Source organism: Gilliamella sp. W8145, from assembly GCF_016101145.1.
Classification (GTDB): domain Bacteria; phylum Pseudomonadota; class Gammaproteobacteria; order Enterobacterales; family Orbaceae; genus Gilliamella; species Gilliamella apis_A.
On sequence record NZ_JACFRC010000001.1, the window covers coordinates 1,357,487 to 1,377,526 of the forward strand.

21 protein-coding genes are annotated in these 20,040 nt (G+C 35.2%); 9 read left to right on the forward strand and 12 right to left on the reverse strand.

The genetic code is table 11. The features are described from left to right. Positions 1–61: 61 nt before the first annotated feature. Entirely contained in the window at positions 62–1,084 is a 1,023-nt protein-coding gene (locus H3T80_RS06045; RefSeq protein ID WP_198200706.1) for a TerC/Alx family metal homeostasis membrane protein, read from the forward strand. Between the two features lie 48 nt (positions 1,085–1,132). On the opposite strand, the gene cycA is transcribed toward H3T80_RS06045, so the two are convergent. After that, complete coding sequence (gene cycA, locus H3T80_RS06050; protein ID WP_198200712.1) at positions 1,133–2,506, reverse strand: D-serine/D-alanine/glycine transporter; 1,374 nt, start codon at positions 2,504–2,506, stop codon at positions 1,133–1,135. Between the two features lie 199 nt (positions 2,507–2,705). Here cycA and mltA point away from each other — a divergent pair, with 199 nt between their 5' ends. The 3 genes from mltA (at position 2,706) to asmA (ending at position 6,367) form a co-directional block, all read left to right on the forward strand. Continuing rightward, entirely contained in the window at positions 2,706–3,785 is a 1,080-nt protein-coding gene (gene mltA, locus H3T80_RS06055) for a murein transglycosylase A (RefSeq protein ID WP_198200720.1), read from the forward strand. Between the two features lie 68 nt (positions 3,786–3,853). Then, on the forward strand, positions 3,854–4,435 hold the full coding sequence (gene dcd / locus H3T80_RS06060) for a dCTP deaminase (RefSeq protein WP_065650757.1): 582 nt from the start codon (positions 3,854–3,856) through the stop codon (positions 4,433–4,435). A 33-nt stretch (positions 4,436–4,468) separates the two neighbouring features. Beyond that, entirely contained in the window at positions 4,469–6,367 is a 1,899-nt protein-coding gene (gene asmA / locus H3T80_RS06065) for an outer membrane assembly protein AsmA (protein WP_198200723.1), read from the forward strand. A 76-nt stretch (positions 6,368–6,443) separates the two neighbouring features. Here the strand turns inward: asmA and hslU are convergent, their stop codons facing one another. The 11 genes from hslU to sucC form a co-directional block, all read right to left on the reverse strand. Continuing rightward, entirely contained in the window at positions 6,444–7,772 is a 1,329-nt protein-coding gene (hslU, locus tag H3T80_RS06070) for an HslU--HslV peptidase ATPase subunit (RefSeq protein WP_198200725.1), read from the reverse strand. Between the two features lie 27 nt (positions 7,773–7,799). Beyond that, on the reverse strand, positions 7,800–8,327 hold the full coding sequence (gene hslV / locus H3T80_RS06075) for an ATP-dependent protease subunit HslV (protein ID WP_025316169.1): 528 nt from the start codon (positions 8,325–8,327) through the stop codon (positions 7,800–7,802). A gap of 165 nt (positions 8,328–8,492) precedes the next feature. Then, positions 8,493–9,515, reverse strand: a complete 1,023-nt coding sequence (gene tolA, locus H3T80_RS06080) for a cell envelope integrity protein TolA (protein ID WP_232350100.1) — start codon at positions 9,513–9,515, stop codon at positions 8,493–8,495. A 32-nt stretch (positions 9,516–9,547) separates the two neighbouring features. Further along, entirely contained in the window at positions 9,548–9,967 is a 420-nt protein-coding gene (gene tolR, locus H3T80_RS06085; RefSeq protein ID WP_086364301.1) for a colicin uptake protein TolR, read from the reverse strand. Between the two features lie 2 nt (positions 9,968–9,969). Next, positions 9,970–10,590: a protein TolQ gene (gene tolQ, locus H3T80_RS06090; RefSeq protein ID WP_232350151.1), complete on the reverse strand. Its 621-nt coding sequence runs from the start codon at positions 10,588–10,590 to the stop codon at positions 9,970–9,972. 51 nt (positions 10,591–10,641) lie between these two features. Then, positions 10,642–11,037: a tol-pal system-associated acyl-CoA thioesterase gene (gene ybgC, locus H3T80_RS06095; protein WP_198200729.1), complete on the reverse strand. Its 396-nt coding sequence runs from the start codon at positions 11,035–11,037 to the stop codon at positions 10,642–10,644. Positions 11,038–11,220: 183 nt separating this feature from the next. Continuing rightward, entirely contained in the window at positions 11,221–11,331 is a 111-nt protein-coding gene (locus H3T80_RS06100) for a cytochrome bd oxidase small subunit, CydX/CbdX family (RefSeq protein WP_198200731.1), read from the reverse strand. Positions 11,332–11,340: 9 nt separating this feature from the next. After that, a complete protein-coding gene (gene cydB / locus H3T80_RS06105; protein ID WP_198200733.1) occupies positions 11,341–12,477 on the reverse strand; it encodes a cytochrome d ubiquinol oxidase subunit II in 1,137 nt (378 codons plus the stop codon). Between the two features lie 19 nt (positions 12,478–12,496). Next, a complete protein-coding gene (locus H3T80_RS06110) occupies positions 12,497–14,068 on the reverse strand; it encodes a cytochrome ubiquinol oxidase subunit I (RefSeq protein ID WP_110447258.1) in 1,572 nt (523 codons plus the stop codon). Between the two features lie 108 nt (positions 14,069–14,176). Continuing rightward, on the reverse strand, positions 14,177–15,043 hold the full coding sequence (sucD, locus tag H3T80_RS06115) for a succinate--CoA ligase subunit alpha (protein WP_198200735.1): 867 nt from the start codon (positions 15,041–15,043) through the stop codon (positions 14,177–14,179). Between the two features lie 24 nt (positions 15,044–15,067). After that, positions 15,068–16,240 (reverse strand): ADP-forming succinate--CoA ligase subunit beta, encoded by a 1,173-nt coding sequence (gene sucC, locus H3T80_RS06120; protein WP_198200737.1) that lies wholly within the window; start codon positions 16,238–16,240, stop codon positions 15,068–15,070. Positions 16,241–16,416: 176 nt separating this feature from the next. Between sucC and fldA the strand changes: the two genes are divergently transcribed. The 5 genes from fldA (at position 16,417) to cls (ending at position 20,032) form a co-directional block, all read left to right on the forward strand. Further along, a complete protein-coding gene (gene fldA / locus H3T80_RS06125; RefSeq protein WP_198200739.1) occupies positions 16,417–16,929 on the forward strand; it encodes a flavodoxin FldA in 513 nt (170 codons plus the stop codon). A 78-nt stretch (positions 16,930–17,007) separates the two neighbouring features. After that, positions 17,008–17,466 (forward strand): ferric iron uptake transcriptional regulator, encoded by a 459-nt coding sequence (gene fur, locus H3T80_RS06130; protein ID WP_086364310.1) that lies wholly within the window; start codon positions 17,008–17,010, stop codon positions 17,464–17,466. Between the two features lie 68 nt (positions 17,467–17,534). Continuing rightward, entirely contained in the window at positions 17,535–18,077 is a 543-nt protein-coding gene (locus H3T80_RS06135; RefSeq protein WP_110447254.1) for an inner membrane-spanning protein YciB, read from the forward strand. A 27-nt stretch (positions 18,078–18,104) separates the two neighbouring features. Then, complete coding sequence (gene yciA / locus H3T80_RS06140) at positions 18,105–18,563, forward strand: acyl-CoA thioester hydrolase YciA (RefSeq protein ID WP_198200741.1); 459 nt, start codon at positions 18,105–18,107, stop codon at positions 18,561–18,563. 5 nt (positions 18,564–18,568) lie between these two features. Further along, a complete protein-coding gene (cls, locus tag H3T80_RS06145; RefSeq protein WP_198200743.1) occupies positions 18,569–20,032 on the forward strand; it encodes a cardiolipin synthase in 1,464 nt (487 codons plus the stop codon). The last annotated feature ends 8 nt before the right edge of the window (positions 20,033–20,040 follow it).

The window sequence follows — 20,040 nt, forward strand, 5'->3', positions numbered from 1 at the left end:
CAATACTCATAATATTTTTCTATTTATTTCAAAAAAATAACTTAATATAGGTAACATAGCTATGATTCAACATTCATTAGGCTTTCCCATTGAAACCGTGCTGATGTTTATCGTTTTGGCTTTAGCTGCGATTATAATTGATTTATACGCTCATCATAATGATAAGCCCATTAGCTTAACTAGTGCAGTTATGTGGTCTTTATTTTGGATTTTCGTGGCGTTAGGATTTGCGCTGTATCTGTATATACATCACGGTAGTGAAATAGCTAGCCTGTTTATTACTGGTTATGTACTTGAAAAAGCACTCTCTGTTGATAATTTATTTGTTATTATGGCACTGTTTTCTTGGTTTGCTATCCCCAACAATTATCGACATCGGTTACTTTATTGGGGAGTAATTGGTGCAATCATCTTCCGAGCTGTTTTTGTCATTATTGGTACTGGTCTATTATCCTTAGGGCCTTGGATGGAGCTGGTTTTCTCTGTCGTGGTTGCCTTAACTGGATTGATGATGCTAAAAAACCAAGGCAATGATGATGAGATAAAAGATTATTCAGAACATTTTGCTTATCGTATTGCTAAACGTATTTTTCCTTCCTACCCTAAAATAGTCGGGCACCATTTCTTATTAACGCAAAAACAACTCAACATAGAACTAGCCAAACCAGAGAATAGTGAACTGACCAGCAAAATGCCCAAAAGTGCATTATATGCAACACCACTCTTCTTATGTATCGTTGTGATTGAGTTAAGTGATGTTATGTTTGCATTTGATTCGGTCCCTGCAGTAATTGCGGTTAGCCAAGAGCCATTAATTGTATATAGTGCAATGATATTCGCTATTTTAGGCTTACGAACCATGTATTTTGTTTTAGAGGCAATGCAACAATATCTTGTTCATTTAGGTAAAGCAGTAATTTGCCTATTATTTTTTATTGCCGCAAAACTTGCTTTAAATGCAACTGAACATCTATTTGGTTATGGAATTAGTATTAGCCCAACCACCAGTCTTTATGTGGTATTAGGTATATTATTGTTAGGTATTATTGCGAGTGTTATTTGGCCTAACCAAACAAAAAAATAAGATATGAGGAGATAATCGGCAGGCAACCTGCCGACTAAGAATTAAAAGTTATACCCGTTTTAATGATCGAATATAGTAACTAATACCTAAAAGAACAAACCAAATAGGTGTTGCCATAAGTGCTTGGCAAGTATCTGTTTCAAAAGTTAATAACACAATCACAAAAGCAAAAAAAGCAAGGCAAATAAAACACATTAAAACGCCACCCGGCATCTTAAATTGTGATTCTAGATGTAATTTAGCTTTTTTACGACGATAGGCAATATAAGAAATTAAAATCATCGACCAAATAAACATAAATAATATTGCAGAAATAGTCGTTACAATGGTAAATGCTTCCATAACATTAGGTACTAAATAAATCAGTACTACCCCACCAAACAAGCAAGTACATGAAAATAGCAAGCCATTAGCAGGAACAGAACGTCTTGATAATTTACCAAATGGTTCAGGTGCATCCTGCTTTTTAGCAAGGCCAAATAACATTCGACTGGTTGAATAAATACCACTATTAGCAGAAGAGGCAGCTGAAGTAAGTACCACAAAGTTAATAACACTGGCTGCAGCAGGTAAGCCAATTAATGTAAACAACTCAACAAATGGACTTTTATTTGGTGAAATAAATTGCCAAGGCGTTACGCTCATAATGATAATCAACGCAAAGACATAGAAGAAAATAATACGGGCTGGCACGGAATTGATCGCTCGAGGTAAATTTTTATTCGGATCGAGGGTTTCAGCTGCCGTCGTTCCAACTAACTCAATCCCGACAAAAGCAAAAATTGCAATTTGGAAACCTGCAAAAAAACCCATAGTACCATGAGGGAAGAAACCACCATATTGCCAAAGATTAGAAAATGCAGCAGTAGTATTAGTTTGTTCCGAATGATAGGCGGTAACAACTAAAACAAGTCCAATAGCAATTAAAGCTAAAATAGCGACAATTTTAATCATCGAAAACCAAAACTCAGTTTCACCAAACATTTTTACCGTCAACAAATTCAAGGTTAATAGAACGATGACAGTAAGTAGCATCGGGATCCACGCTTGTAGCTCAGGAAACCAATGCTGTGCATATCCTGCGATAGCCACAACATCAGCAATTCCAGTAATAACCCAACAAAACCAATAGGTCCAACCAGTAAAAAAACCTGCCCACGGACCTAATAAATCGTTAGCAAAATCACTGAAAGATTTATAATTCAAATTGGACAATAAAATTTCGCCCATTGCTCGCATAACAAAAAATAAAACAAACCCAATAATCATGTAGACAAAAATAATAGATGGTCCAGCAAGACTAATCGTCTTTCCTGAGCCCATAAATAAACCCGTACCAATTGCACCACTAATTGCTATTAATTGAATGTGTCGGCTGGAGAGATTTCGCTTAAGATCTTGATTTGAAGACGTAGTGTTCATCTTATTGATTACCTATCGTTTTTACAATTTTCTATTTTTATGTGGAATAGATGACTATAAAGTTAATAGCCTCAAATCGCAAGCTGAATCGTTATCAAAACTTTTTATGACATTCTAATAATTATTGATAGTCTCTTATAATATAATTGTGTAGCATAACCAACTATATCATATAACTAACTACAATAAATTATTCAAAATGAAAGAAAACAACTGTAAATCTAATATTTTCATATTATCTATTTTATTAATTCTATCATTATTGACTGGGTGTCAAAGTGATTCAAATGCAAAAAGTAAGCAATTTAGAGATGGAAAACTAGCCAATGATTTCAATATCAGCCATCCGCAGTTAGCCGTTCCAGTCAATATTTCTGATTATACTATTCAAGTTGAAAAATTAAGAACAACATCACCTTCGCTGTATCAGAGAAATGAACATATTTATAAAGCTGTTGACGCTTGGATTAATCGCTCGCTAGGTTCAGCAGAATTCCATAAAGTAGGGCTAAAAAGCTATGAAATGGCAGGTAAAGATGGATATGGCAATGTTCATTTAACTGGTTATTATACTCCGGTAATCAAAGCTAGACACCAACCAACCGGTGAATTTAAATATCCAATTTATAGAATGCCAGCTAAGTCCAAAGGTCGCTTACCAAGTCGTGAACAAATCTATAATGGAGCATTAACCGGTAAAGGGCTCGAAATTGCTTACAGTAATTCATTAATGGATAACTTTATAATGGAAGTACAAGGAAGTGCCTATATTGATTTTGAAGATGGCACACCATTAGTTTTCTTCTGTTATGGTGGTAAAAATGGTCACGGTTACTCAAGTATCGGGCGTTTATTAGTTGAGCAGGGAGAAATAGCCAAGGAAGATATGTCCATTCAAGCAATTAAAAATTGGGCTAAAAATAAAAGTGAAAAACAACTTAAAACGCTATTGATTCAAAACCGATCATTTGTCTTTTTTAAACCACAATATAATGCTGAAGTAAAAGGATCTGCAGCAGTACCTTTAATTGCTAATGCTTCTGTAGCATCAGATAAATTATTAGTACCAACAGGTTCTGTCGTATTAGTGGATGTACCACTTCTTGATAATGATGGTCAGTATCGTGGTAGACGAGAAGTACGATTGATGGTGGCTCTTGATGTTGGTGGTGCAATTAAAGGCCATCATTTTGATCTTTATTTAGGCATTGGTGATAAAGCTGGTAAACAAGCTGGTTACTATAATCATTTTGGCCGAGCTTGGGTTATCAAACCTTAATTTACCAACATCGACGTCAACAAAAGAACCTGCTAGAATACGTTAAAAAGCAGAATTAAGGATAACTTATGAGATTATGTGACCGTGATATTGAAGCATATTTAGATAGTGGTAAATTAAAAATCACGCCACAACCAGAACTAAGTTGTATTAATGGTGCAACTGTTGACGTTCGACTTGGTAATCAATTTCGTACTTTTAAAGAACATACTACCCCCTATATTGATTTAAGTGGTCCAAAAGAAGAAGTTTCTGCTGTTTTAGAGCGTGTCATGAGCGAAGAGATGATACTATCTGAAGGTGATGCTTTCTATTTACATCCTGGCGAGTTAGCTTTAGCCGTAACGCTTGAATCGGTAACCATCCCTGATGATTTAGTTGGTTGGTTAGATGGGCGTTCATCGTTAGCGCGTCTAGGACTTATGGTTCACGTTACTGCCCATCGCATTGATCCAGGCTGGCATGGACAGATCGTTTTAGAATTTTACAATTCTGGAAAAATCCCAGTAGCACTAAGACCAGGCATGACCATTGGTGCACTAAGTTTTGAAACCCTTAGTGGCCCAGCCGCACGGCCATATAATCGAAGACAAGATGCTAAATATAAAGACCAACATGGCGCTGTTGCCAGTCGTATTGATAAAGATTAATAACATTCATAACCTTAATATAGGAACATTCATATGATAAAAAAAATACTGGTTATTCTATTTATCTTAATTTTGGTTATTGTTATCAGCATTGTTTCCCTTATTGTGTTTGTTGATCCAAATCATTTTCGCGGATATATATCTCAAACAGTAAAAGATAAAACCGGTTATGAATTAACTATCGAAGGTGATTTACGCTGGCATATCTGGCCTCAGGTCAGCATCTTAACTGATGCAGTTAAATTATCTGATACCGGTGCAACAAAACCGCTATTAACTGCTGACAATATGCGACTTGATGTTGAACTTCTACCTCTTTTTTCAAAAAATTTAGCGATTAAAAATGTATTTATCAAATCAGCATTAATCAATATTACTGACGAAAGTAAAGGTGATAATGCTAAAAAATATACCCAAACTCTAACTCCTTCATCGCAACCAAACACAGATATATCTGAAAATAAAAAGAATGTATCTAATTGGAAATTCAGCTTAAATAAATTTGAAATAGCCGATAGTACGGTGGCATTACAATATAATAATGATTTGATAAATTTCAGAAATATCAATTTGTTATTAGAACAAAAAAACGATAAGAATCTTTCAATCGAATTAAAAGGAAATATTGATAAAAATCAGCAAGATCTATTTTATTCGGTTAATGCCAATGTCGATTTAACTCAATTCCCAGAAAAAGCTATTATCGACCTTAAAAAGTTAGATTACAGCTATAACGGCATTGCGAGTTCAAACAAAGCACTCAAAGGAAGTGCAACTGGTGTATTTAATTATCAACAAAGCCCTAAGCAATTAAATAGCCAAAACTTAGTTTTTTCCGTTAATGACAATAATTTTACCAGTAAAATCAATACTCGTTTTGATAATAAACCATACGTCGATTTACAATTGAGTTCAGAAAAATTAGATTTAACGCCTTTTTTACAACAAAATGCAAAATCAAATAAAGACATTCCCGTACAACAAACTTCACCTGTTGTTTCTAGTGTTGCCAAAGATAATAATCAATTAAGTATTCTTAATGCATTTGATAGCAAAACAACGATAAATATCAAGGAAATTAAAGCAAATAAAATTATCATGAACAATGTTAAACTAAACGTTGATAATCAGGATGGAATAGCGACATTTAAAGATTTAAATTTTGATTTTGCTAACGGACATATAACCGCAACTGGCACTGCTAACGGCAAACAGAAAACACCGCAGATTAAACTTAATACCAAAATTAACAATATTAATTTAAATTCATTTTTTACACAAATGGATATGGCGTATGATCTAGATGGTATATTTAATGCTTCAGGGATATTAGAAACCAATAGCTTAACAACAAATAAATTATTAGAAAGTCTCAAAGGTAATGCGAATATTGTCATTACCAATGCTAAATTGAATAACATTAATATTCAAAATATTATCGAAAGTGCAGCTGCAAAATATGGCAACGGCAATGACAAATCGGGTAATCAAAAGAAATATACTGAGTTTCATAAAATCAACACCAATGCTTATTTAAATCAAGGTAATATAGAACTTAATTCGCTCAATGCCAATTCAGAAACCTTAGATATAATAAGTGGTTCAGGCAAAGTGGGAATGCTTAATCATGATTTGGATGTTAATTTAAATATCAAGTTGCTTGGTGGTTGGAATAGTAAAAGCGACACCATTGCCAAATTACAGAAAGTGACTATACCACTACGTATATATGGTCAGTTTTCTAATTTACGCTATCAGTTAGATATAGCTCAAATACTGTCCGATGTGTTTAGTGATAAATTACAACAGCGTTTAGATAAACTACGTGATAAATTAGAAAATCGCAATGGCAAGGATAAAGACAAAGACAAAGACAAAGACAAATTAAAGTCTAAAGCAGTCGATATATTAGGCGGATTACTAAAGAAATAAATTTCTCATTAACTAAATAATAAAGATAAAAAAGGTGAGTTATCTAACTCACCTTTTAATTTAACAACATCTTTTATTATAAAATGAACTTGCTCAAATCTTCATCTGCAACAAGCTTATCTAGATGATCACTAACATATTTAGCATCAATTGTGATAGTTTGACCACCCAATTCACTGGCCTCGAAAGAGACATCTTCCATTAAACGTTCAAGCACTGTATGCAAACGACGAGCACCAATATTTTCATTTTGTTCATTAACTTGCCAAGCAGATTCAGCAATTTTACGAATGCCATCCGGTGTAAAGTCAATATTAACGCCTTCAGTTGCCATTAATGCTTTATATTGGACTGTCAATGATGCATTTGGTTCAGTTAGAATTCTTTCAAAATCTTCGCTAGTTAACGCTTGTAATTCAACTCGAATTGGTAAACGTCCTTGCAACTCAGGAATTAAATCTGACGGATTAGCAGTTTGGAACGCGCCCGATGCAATAAACAAAATATGATCAGTTTTTACTGAACCATGTTTAGTTGAAACGGTACAACCTTCAACAAGTGGTAGTAAATCGCGTTGCACACCTTCACGAGAAACATCCGGTCCAGATGAATTACCTCGTTTACACACTTTATCGATCTCATCGATAAATACAATTCCATTTTGCTCAACAGCTTCAATGGCTTCGTGTTTAAGATCATCAGGATTAACCAACTTCGCAGCCTCATCTTCTATTAGCTGTTTGAAGGCATCTTTGATCTTCATTTTACGCGCTTTAGTTTTTTGACCACCTAAATTTTGGAACATCGACTGTAGTTGGTTAGTCATCTCTTCCATACCTGGAGGAGCCATAATTTCAACACCAATATTGACGCCAGCTACTTCAATTTCAATTTCTTTATCGTCAAGTGCACCTTCACGTAATTTTTTTCTAAATGCTTGTCTAGCTGTTGAATCATTATTATTTTCAACTTGCCCCCAACCATCTTTAGCTGGTGGAACAAGCACATCTAAAATACGCTCTTCAGCTAGTTCTTCAGCTCGATTACGATTTTTTTCGATAGCTTCTTGGCGAATCATTTTCACAGCAGAGTCAGTAAGATCTCGAATAATCGAGTCAACTTCTTTACCGACATAACCAACTTCAGTAAATTTGGTAGCTTCTACTTTAATAAAAGGTGCATGAGCTAATTTAGCTAATCGTCTAGCAATTTCAGTTTTACCTACCCCTGTAGGGCCGATCATAAGAATATTTTTTGGCGTAACTTCATGACGTAATGCTTCATCAAGTTGCATACGACGCCAGCGATTACGTAAAGCAATGGCAACAGAACGTTTTGCTTTATCTTGTCCAATAATATGTTGGTTTAGTTCGCTTACAATTTCGCGAGGAGTCATTTCAGACATAGTAGTATTTCTCTTAAATCAGATTAATTAGTAATTAAGCTCTTCAATAGTTTGGAAGTTATTTGTGTAAACACAAATATCACCCGCTATTGATAGAGATTTTTGCACAATATCATGTGCAGATAATGAGGTATTATCCAATAAGGCTCTTGCAGCTGCTTGAGCATAAGGTCCACCAGATCCAATCGCTATCAAATCATCTTCTGGTTGAATTACATCTCCAGTACCGGTGATAATCAACGATGCGCTTTCATCTGCAACGGCAAGTAGTGCTTCTAATTTACGAAGCATTCTATCTGTCCGCCAATCTTTAGCTAGCTCTACAGCAGCCTTAGTTAAATGACCTTGATGCATTTCTAGCTTTCTCTCAAATAATTCAAATAGCGTAAAAGCATCAGCAGTACCTCCAGCAAATCCTGCAATCACTTTGTTGTTGTACAATCGGCGAACTTTACGAGCATTACCTTTCATAATAATGCGCTCACCTAATGTAACTTGTCCATCGCCACCAATAACGACTTGACCTTCACGACGAACACTGACAATTGTTGTCATATTCTGCTCCTTCTTTTACATAAAAACTTAATTCGGAATGAATAGAGAATATATTGGGGTGATTAGTAAATTTTCAATATCAGATTATCAAGATGCGGAATATTTATTCATCAATAAATGACATAACATAAATAAATTTTAAAAATCAAATAACTATTAAATTATTTACTTTGGTTGAAATTCGATATTCATGGTTTTTACTTCATTATAAAAACTACTTGCTGGTTTTGGTATAACCGCTAATTTAGTTGCAGCAAGCGCTTCTCTACATAGATCAGCATCACCACCTTTTGAAGTGACATTAAGCAATAGTCCATCAGGTGCTATCTGAATTCGTAATTCACAAGTTTTGCCACGATAAACATTTGGTGGGTTAATAAATTTATTACTTATTGCATTTTGTACTAACGATTTATATTTATCTAGCTCACCATCGGATACACCTTTACGACTGGCAGCTCCTCCAGAACTTGGTGTTCCTGAGGTAAGCCCACCTAAAAGATCGTTGAGAGCTTTATCTTTTTTAGCTTGCTCAGCCTTCTGTTTGGCTTTTTTTTCGGCAGCAGCTTTTTCTGCTGCTGCTTTTTCAGCGGCAGCTTTCTCTGCTGCTGCTTTTTCTGCTGCGGCCTTTTCAGCGGCAGCTTTCTCTGCAGCTGCCTTTTCAGCGGCAGCTTTTTCTGCTGCGGCCTTTTCAGCGGCGGCTTTTTCTGCTGCGGCTTTTTCAGCAGCAGCTTTCTCAGCAGCGACTTTTTCTGCTGCTGCCTTTTCAGCGGCGGCTTTCTCTGCTGCTGCCTTTTCTGCAGCGGCTTTTTCAGCGGCAGCTTTCTCTGCAGCTGCCTTTTCAGCGGCGGCTTTCTCTGCAGTTGCCTTTTCTGCGGCAGCTTTTTCTGCAGCTGCTTTCTCTGCTTCCGCTTTTTCAGTGAGTTCTTTTATTTGTTTATCTAAAAGTTCTTGACTCTTTTGATCTGCTTTTTGTTGATTAGTTTTAGTCTGCAATTGTCTTTGATATTGTTCGGTCATAACCGATGGATCAATCATGATAGCATCAATCGAATTACCATTGATAGTACCATAGTTTTCACCAGTATCACTTACAAACTTATATCCCAAGGCAATAATTAATATGCCATGTAAAAGAATGGAAATGATAACCGGTAAATTTAATTTTGAGTTTAACTTACTAGACATTGCTGACATTTTTATATTTAATAATTATTAAGTTAAATTGGTTGAGTCATCAAACCAACAGATTTGACACCTGCTGATTGAAGCAAATTTAAAGCCTTTATAATCTCTTCATAAGGAACTTGTTTCGCACCACCAACTAAAAAAACAGCTTTATCATTAAGCGACATTTGCTGCTTAACTTCCGCAACAATTTGCTCTTGAGGAATATTCGATTGTCGATTCTGATCTATAATAATTGCATACACCCCTACCCCAGATACTTCGATAATTATAGGTTTATTATCAGAAGGCGAAACAGTTTTTGATTCTGTTGCTTCTGGAAGATCAACTTCAACACTTTGGCTTATTATTGGGGCTGTAGCCATAAAAATCAACACCAATACTAATAATACATCTAACAAAGGTACAATATTGATCTCTGATTTGGTTGAATAACGTGAACGTCTGCTCATAATTATTTCCTAACAGCTACTGCTTGACGTTGTAAAATTGATGAAAACTCATCAATAAAATTCAAATAACTTTGTTCCATTCGACTTACACGCAATGATAATCGGTTATAAGCTAAAACAGCAGGAATCGCGGCAAATAAACCAATAGCGGTCGCAATTAACGCTTCAGCAATACCGGGAGCAACCATTTGCAATGTTGCTTGCTTGACCTCGCCAAGTGAAATAAAAGCATGCATAATTCCCCAAACAGTACCAAATAAACCAATATATGGGCTAATTGACCCTACAGTACCTAAAAAAGGTATATGCAATTCTAAATTATCTAATTCACGATTCATCGCTAAACGCATTGAACGAGATGCGCCATCTAACGCTGCTTCTGGCATATTTGGATTAATTTGATATAAACGAGAAAACTCTTTAAATCCCGAATAGAAAATATGTTCTGTACCACAGATCTCTTCTTTATTGAATTTTGCTTTATCAAAGAGCACATTTAAGTCATCAGCCGCCCAAAAACTATTGTCAAATTGCTCAACTTGTTTTTTAGCCTTGCTTAAAACGCTACTACGTTGAAAAATAAAAGCCCAAGACATAACAGAAAACATGAGTAACAATAGCATAACGCCTTGTACTAAAAGTCCTGCCTGTAAAAATAGATCAATAATATTCACTTAAATTAACTCCAAAAATAATGACTTTGGAAGCGCACAAGGCTTCATTTTAGTCATATTGACACAAGCAATCACCACATCAGCACTGCTGATAATTTGCTTATTCTGGTTTAAAATTGTCTGTTTAAAAATAATAGACGCCTTACGAATTTGTTCAATCTTAGTGCTGATAGATAACATATCATCTAAACGTGCTGGAAAGTCGTAGCTAATATCCATCTTTTTAACAACAAAAGCAATACCTTCTTGCAGCAACTTTTGTTGACTAATATCCAGTTGCCTAAGCATTTCTGTTCTAGCTCGCTCAAAAAAAGCAAGATACCGAGCATGATAAACTACCCCACCAGCATCTGTGTCTTCATAATAGACTCTTGCATTCCAATTGAATTGTTTCATATTATTCGATTTAATTTAGCCTAAAAAATTAACCATATTATATCTGAATATGAAATTCGCTGCACTATGATATAAAAATAGTTAAATGAAAACAATTATCATTTGTGAATTATTTATATATCGTTCAGACTTATAAGTAAAAAGGTGACAATTTGCCACCTTTATATTTTTTATTTTATTATATTATTTATTGTTAGTTTCTTTTTCATTACTAGAATTTTCAACAAAAAGTCCAGTAACAACAGCTAACATACAAGCTGCAATTATTCCAATGAACCATAAAACGTAATACATAATTAATCCTTAATAAAGTGAATGTTTATTATTTTCTATATGGTTTTTATCTAAACGCCCAAACATTTTAATGTAAGACCAGATAGTGTAGAAAAGAACAATTGGTAAAAAGATTACCACAACACCAAACATAATATTAAGTGTTAATTGACTAGAAGTTGCATCCCAAATAGTCAAACTAGCGTTTGGCATAATGCTTGATGGCATAATGAATGGGAATGTTGCAATTCCATAGGTAAGTAATACACAAGCAATAGTTAGTGAAGAAGATAAAAACACTAAGCCATTTTTATTCACACTAGAAAAGAAAATAGTTAATAATGGTAATAATACGCCTAATGCTGGAACCGCCCATAAAATAGGATAATTCATGTAATTATTTAACCATGAAGAATCTGTTGATACAGTTTTAGCTAATGGATTTGATACTCCATTATGATCTATAGCACTTGTAATTTCATAGCCATGAATACCGAATGCAACCCAAACACCAGCCAATACAAAGGCAATTAGCATAACCAAACTTGCTATTTGCGTTGCTTTTCTTGCTCTTAAGTAAAGTTCACCTGAAGTTTTCATTTGCAACCAAGCACCGCCATGAGCAACGATTAACATCAAACTCACAATACCAGCTAATATTGCAAATGGATTCAATAATTCAAAGAATGAACCATCATAAAAAGCACGTTTACTAATATCAAATCTAAATGGTACACCTTCTAATAAATTGCCAAATGCGACGCCGAAAACAAGTGCTGGCACAAAACTACCGAAAAAGATTGCTATGTCCCACATATTACGCCATTTAGAATTTTCCAGTTTACTACGGTAATCAAAACCAATTGGTCTAAAGAATAGCGAACAGAGCACTAAAACCATCGCAATATAAAAACCTGAAAAAGATACCGCATAAGCCGTAGGCCATGCTGCAAAAATACCTGCACCACCGGTGATTAACCAAACTTGGTTACCATCCCAGTGTGGTGCGATTGCATTTATCATGATTCGTCGTTCAGTATCGGTTTTGCCAATAAAAGGTAATAAAATTCCTACCCCCATATCGAAGCCATCAGTGATAACGAAAGCGATTAAAACAACACTAATCAACACCCACCAGATGACGCGTACAATTTCGTAATCAATCATTGTATATACTCCCTATGCCTTATTCCGATATTGATTGTGTTTTTTCATAATGGTAGCTACCAGTACCTAATGAACTAGGCCCTAATCGTGCAAACTTAAACATCAAGAACAGTTCAGCAACCAAGAACAGAGTATAAAGTCCACAAATTAGCACCATAGTAAATAATACCTCACCTGCGGTTAGCGAGGAATTAGCGACACCTGTTGGTAGAATATCTTGAATTGCCCATGGTTGACGACCATATTCAGCAACAAACCAACCACATTCACATGCTAACCAAGGGAATGGTAAAGATAATAAAAGTAAACGATATAACCAACGTTTTTCACCAATTCGGCCTTTATAGGTTGTCCATACAGCAAGTCCGGTACCTAAAATCATTAATAAGCCCAAACCAACCATACCTCTAAATGCCCAGAACAGTGGCCATACGGTAGGAATTGAATCTTCGGTCGCAGCTTTAATATGTTGTTCTGTCGCTTCCGGAATTGTTAAATTATCACGATCAGTATAACGTTTAACTAAATAACCATAACCTAAATCAACTTTATTATCTTCAAAGGCTTTTAAGACTGTAGGATCCTGATCACCTTTCTGAATTTTTTCCAAATTCGTATAAGCGAGAATACCATTACGAATTCGAGTTTCATTATTAGTTAAGATATCTCTTAAACCAGTAACTTGGGTATCGAAGGAACGAGTAGTCATGATTCCCATTATATAAGGAATTTCAAGAGCAAATAAATTTTCTTTCTTCTCTTGTGACGGGAACGCGATAACATTAAATGATGCAGGTGCAGGTTGAGTTTCCCATTCACCTTCAATTGCCGCAAGTTTTGCTGGTTGTACAGTTGTCAACTCATGACCAGCCTCATCACCCATGATTGCGACAACAATTGACATAATAAAACCAAACACAGCTGCTACAGCGAAAGAACGTTTTGCAAAAGGCAAATCTCGTTTTTTTAGTAGATAATACGAACTAATACTTAAAACAAAGATTGCACCGGTTAAATATCCTGCTGCAACAGTATGAACAAACTTGTATTGTGCAACAGTATTAGTAATTAATTCAAAGAAACTGGCCATTTCCATACGAGAGGTAATTGGGTTAAAGTCTGAACCGATTGGAAATTGCATCCAACCATTAGCAACTAAAATCCAAAGTGCTGAGAAATTAGAACCAAAAGCCACACACCAGGTAACCATTAAATGTTTACCACGACTTAATCTATCCCAGCCAAAAAAGAATAAACCAACCATCGTTGATTCTAAGAAAAATGCCATTAATCCTTCAATCGCAAGCGGTGCACCAAATATATCACCAACATAATGCGAGTAATAAGACCAGTTAGTTCCAAATTGGAACTCCATTGTTAAACCGGTAGCAACACCAACGGCAAAATTAATACCGAATAGTTTACCCCAGAATTTAGTCATATCTTTCCAAACTTGCTTGCCACTAACCACATATACTGTTTCCATAATTGCAAGCATAAACGCCATACCTAGCGTTAATGGAACAAAAATAAAATGATACATTGCGGTGAGTGCAAACTGAAGTCTTGATAATTCTACAATATCAAACATAACGTGCTCCCTTTTATCCTTAAATACCCACAAATTTTCTGTCGTTATTTATTGTATTTTACAATATTATTGTAAAAATAAAACTTGATGAATGTCAAAAAAATGAAACTAAAGAAGTTTTTTTACCGTTTCACCGATTTCCGCCAAACTATTTACGACAATGATTCCTGCGGCTTGTAATGCTTTAGTTTTATCGGCAGCCGTCCCTTTATTTCCTGAAATGATTGCTCCCGCATGGCCCATACGTTTACCTGCAGGTGCCGAAACACCAGCAATATAAGCGATAACAGGCTTAGTGACATTTTGTTTGATATAATTAGCGGCTTCTTCTTCAGCACTACCGCCAATTTCACCTATCATAACAATAGCCTCTGTCTTAGGATCTTGCTGAAGTAATTTTAGAATGGAGATAAAATCACTACCTGGGATAGCATCACCGCCAATTCCAACACAAACTGATTGGCCTAATCCGATATCGGTAGTCTGTTTTACCGCTTCATAAGTCAAAGTCCCTGAACGAGAAACAATACCTACTTTTCCTGCCAAATGAATATGTCCAGGCATAATACCGATTTTACACTCATCAGGAACAATAATTCCAGGACAGTTAGGCCCTATCATAACAACATCATTTTCGACTAATTTTTGTTTCACGATAAGCATATCTAAAGTAGGAATACCTTCTGTAATACATACTATTAGTTTGATACCTGCATCAATTGCTTCTAAAATCGAATCTTTTCCAAATGCAGCAGGGACATAAATCACCGTTGCTGTTGCACCTGTTGCGGCAACAGCTTCTTTAACCGTATTAAACACAGGTAAGCCTAAATGCATGGTACCGCCTTTACCTGGCGTTACGCCACCAACGATTTTTGTTCCATAAGCAATTGCTTGCTCACAATGGAAAGTACCTTGACTGCCTGTGAATCCCTGACAAATCACTTTTGTTTCTTTATTAATCAAAATTGACATAATAATTATTCTCCACCCATCCTATTATTGTGCAACAGCAACAATTTGTTGGGCTGCATCGACTAAACCTTTTGCTGTGATAACATTCAATTCGCTTTTAGCCAAAATCTCTCTTGCTAGCTCAGCATTATTACCTTCAAGACGAACAACAACAGGCACGGTCAAACCTATCTCTTTAATTGCATCAATAATGCCATTAGCAATAAGATCACAACGAACAATACCACCAAAAATATTGACTAAAATGGCTTTGACATTTTTATCTGATAAAATTAATTTGAACGCTTCCGCTACGCGCTCTTTCGTTGTGCCGCCGCCTACATCTAAAAAGTTCGCTGGCTCACCACCATAAAGTTTGATCATATCCATTGTTGCCATCGCCAGGCCGGCACCATTAACCATACAACCGATATTACCTTCCAGTGAAACATAGCTAATACCTTGTTTAGCTGCAATTGATTCACGTTCATCTTCTTGGGTAGTATCTCTTAATATTGCTAATTCAGGATGTCTGAACATAGCATTATCATCTAACACAACTTTAGCATCTAAACAAATTAATTCTTGTGAATCAGTAATAACTAAAGGATTTACCTCAGCTAATGAAACATCATTATTGATAAAAAGATTAGCAAAATTGACAAATAATTTGGCAAATTGGTTGACGAGTTTACCGCTAAGACCGAGCTTGAATGCGAGTTCACGACCTTGATAACCGCATGGTCCTGTTAATGGGTCAAGCGATATCTTGTGAATTAAATGCGGAGAAGTTTCAGCAACTTTTTCAATATCAACGCCACCTTCGGTCGATGCCATCACCACAATGCGTTTGCTACTACGATCAATTACTGCACCCAAATAAAGCTCTTTAGCTATATTGGAGGCCTTCTCAATTAAAATCTGATTAACGGGTTGACCTTTAGATGTTGTTTGATAAGTGACTAAATACTGGCCTAGCCATTTTTCAGCAAAAAGCTTTATTTCATTAAAATCCTTAGTACAAATGACCCCACCAGATTTACCTCGTCCCCCAGCATGAACTTGGCATTTTGCAACCCAAACGCTGGTCGTTGTTTGCGAGGAAAGTTCAGCCAAGGTTTCTTGTATTTCATCAATAGAGTTACATACATAACCTTCGGGCACTGGCAAATTATACTGTTTAAATAGGTGTTTTGATTGATACTCATGCAAGTTCATAAATAAATCCCAAAGCTTTGATTGCCAAAAATAGTGGCTAATTTTAATTCAAGATGTAAAGATTGTGTAGTAAATAATTACTTATGTTTATAGTAATTGAGAATTATTGCTGATAACTACCGACAATGATATACTCAAAAATATATTGATATTGTAAAAACAGTAAAGGTAAAAATATGACACAAGTTGGAATCTTTTTTGGTAGTGACACAGGTAATACAGAGAATGTAGCTAAACAAATCCAACATATTTTAGGTACAGATAAAGCAGATCTTTTCGATATTGCAAAAACTACAAAAGAACATATCGAAAAATATGACTGCTTATTTTTTGGTATCCCAACTTGGTATTATGGCGAATCTCAAGCTGATTGGGACGATTTTTTCCCTAATTTGGAACAAATTGATTTTAATGGTAAAACTGTAGCAATTTTTGGCTGTGGCGATCAAGAAGATTACGCTGAATATTTTTGTGATGCGATGGGAACGATTCGCGATATTATCGAACCTAAAGGAGCAAAAATTGTTGGTCATTGGTCAACAGAAGGATACAGCTTTGAAGCATCGAAAAGTTTAGTTGATGATAATCATTTTGTTGGTTTAGCCATTGATGAAGATCGTCAACCAGAATTAACCGAAGAACGCATTAATAATTGGGTGAAACAAGTAAAAACCGAAATGAATATTTGATCTATCAAAGTGATTTATTTTATTTTCCGTACATATTTTTATAATATGTTTTATTAAACAACTCAACTGGAATGTAATATGACGAATCATGATAAAGATAATAATGCAGCACTGAAAAGTGCCGGCTTAAAGGTTACCTTACCACGATTAAAAATTTTAGAATTATTACGAGACCCTTCATGCCAACACATTACTGTAGAAGATCTTTATAAAAAACTACTTGATATGGGTGAAGAAATTGGCCTTGCAACGGTTTATCGAGTATTGAATCAATTTGACGATGCCGGAATTGTGACTCGACACAATTTTGAAGGTGGCAGAGCTGTTTTCGAACTTGCTTCACAAAAACACCACGATCATTTAATTTGTTTAGATTGTGGCGAAGTGTTTGAATTTCGAGATGAAACAATTAATCAACGTCAAAAAGAAATTGCAGAACAATATGGCGTTACCCTCACTTTTCATAGCTTATATCTTTACGGACATTGTAAAGCTGGTAACTGTAAAGCTCATCCCGAACTTCATACTAAAAAATAAGCCTATTTTATAGGCTTTTTTACTTATTGAGAATAATACATACTTTTATCTGTCAGGTTAATAATCACATGAAGCAGCTTTTAAATTTTATCCCACTTATCGTATTTTTTATATTTTTAACAATTTACGATATTTTTGTCGGCGTCCAAGCATTAATGATTGCCTCAACAATATCCTTTTTAATTATTCTTGTTATGTATAAAAAAATTGACAAAGTTGAGCTGATATCTTATCTGATGGTAATGATTTTTGGTGGCGTGACATTGTTAACTCGCGAACCTAATATTATCAAATGGAAAGTAACCATTATTAACTTTTTATTTGCTACTGCTTTATCTGTTAGTCAGTTTATTTTCAAGAAAAATCTTATACAAAAAATGTTAGGTAAAGAGATACAGCTTGATATAACAGTCTGGAATAAGTTGAATCTAATATGGATTGTATTTTTTATTGCCTGTGGAACTTTCAGTTTAATTGCAACATATTATGCAACAGATGACTTCTTCTGGATTTTTAAAGTATTTATTTTACCGGCTGTATCTTTAATAATGTCTTTGATCTCGGGTATTTATATTTACCGAAATATGAGTAAGGCCACTGACAACGGATAAAATTATATAGGTAGGAGTATTATCAACATGACACAAAATGACAACATCCCTAAGGGACAATTAGTATTACGAACCTTAGCTATGCCGGCAGACACTAATCCACATGGCCATATTTTTGGCGGATGGATCATGTCGCAAATGGACTTAGCTGGAGGTATTTTAGCTAAAGAAATTGCCAAAAGAAGAGTAGTGACAGTTAATGCAAGTAGTATTACTTTTCACAAACCGGCAATGGTTGGCGATGTAGTATGCTGTTATGCTCATTGTATAAAAACTGGCACTACCTCGATTACCATCGAGATTGAAGTTTGGATTAAAAAAGTAACCGATTCAGAAATTGCTACACAGCGTTTTCGTATCACTGATGCTACTTTTACCTATGTTTCTGTAGATAAACACAATAATCCAAAACCTTTGCCAGAAATATTTCAAAATTATGATTGTACCAAAGATCCTATTAGCAAATTAAACTTAACTTATAGTTGATAAATATGCAATTTACATCATTCCATGCATTAATAAGTACATTAATTTTTCTCGTTTACTGGTTGCTTATTGTGTCGACCACGCTACGTATTGTCTTCAAAAGAAGACCAACTACTTACGTGATTGCATGGATGTTGGTCATTTATATATTACCTATTATTGGCATTATTCTCTACTTCGCATTAGGCGAGACCCACTTAGGGCAACAGCGAGCTAAGCGTGCGCAAAAAATGCGCCCAACGATCACCAAATTTATTAAGCAATTATGCGCTTTTCCTGATATTTTTACCTCTAAAGTCAGTCAAGTTAGTAAGCCTATTTTTCAACTTTGTAAACATCAAACAGGACTTGACGGTATAAAAGGCAATCATATTGAATTATTAAGTGATACCGACACCATTTTCAATCGTCTTATTGAAGATATCAATAATGCAAACTCCAATATAGAAATGGTATTTTATATCTGGAATGAAGGCGGTAAAGCGGATGATGTTGAACAAGCACTAATACAAGCTACACAAAGAGGCGTTACCTGTCGATTAATGATTGATTCAGCAGGAAGTAGACATTTTATTAGATCGAAAGCCTGTCAAAGAATGCGTGATGCAGGTATTATCATTATAGAGGCATTACAAGTTAATCTATTAAGATTTATGTTTAGACGACTTGATTTGCGTCAACACCGTAAGGTAGCCATTATAGATAATTATATATCCTATACCGGAAGTATGAATATTGTTGACCCTAGATTCTTTAAACAAAACAAGCATGTTGGAGAATGGGTTGATATCATGATTAGAATGAATGGACCGGTTACCACCTTAATGGGGGCTATATACGCGAGTGATTGGGAACTTGAAACAGGGAAACATTTAGCTCTACCGCAAATTACGGATTTTGCTGAACCACCAGAAGAAAAGAAACATATTATGCAGCTTATTCCTTCTGGTCCTGGTTATACCGAAAACATGATCCATCAAGTGTTATTGACAGCAATTTATTCTGCTCAAGAAAAAATTATTTTTACTACACCTTATTTAGTACCTAGTGATGATATTTTACATGCAATCTGCACTGCCGCCCAACGTGGAGTTGAAGTTATTATCATTACGCCGAAAAAGAACGACTCATTAATGGTTAAATGGGCTAGTCGCGCTTTCTTTTCAGAATTATTAAATAGTGGCGTTAAGCTTTATCAATTTAATGATAATTTATTACATACAAAAAGTGTTCTAGTTGATAATCAACTTAGCCTTGTTGGAACGGTTAATTTAGATATGCGCAGTTTATGGTTAAATTTTGAAATCACTACTGTAATTGATGACGCTCAATTTGCCAAATCACTATCACAGCTACTAAAACAATATTTATCACAGTCAGAAGAAATTAATATCCAAAAATGGAATAAACGACCAATCTGGCAACGTGTGATTGAAAGATTATTCTACTTTTTTGCCCCTTTACTCTAGGTAATTTT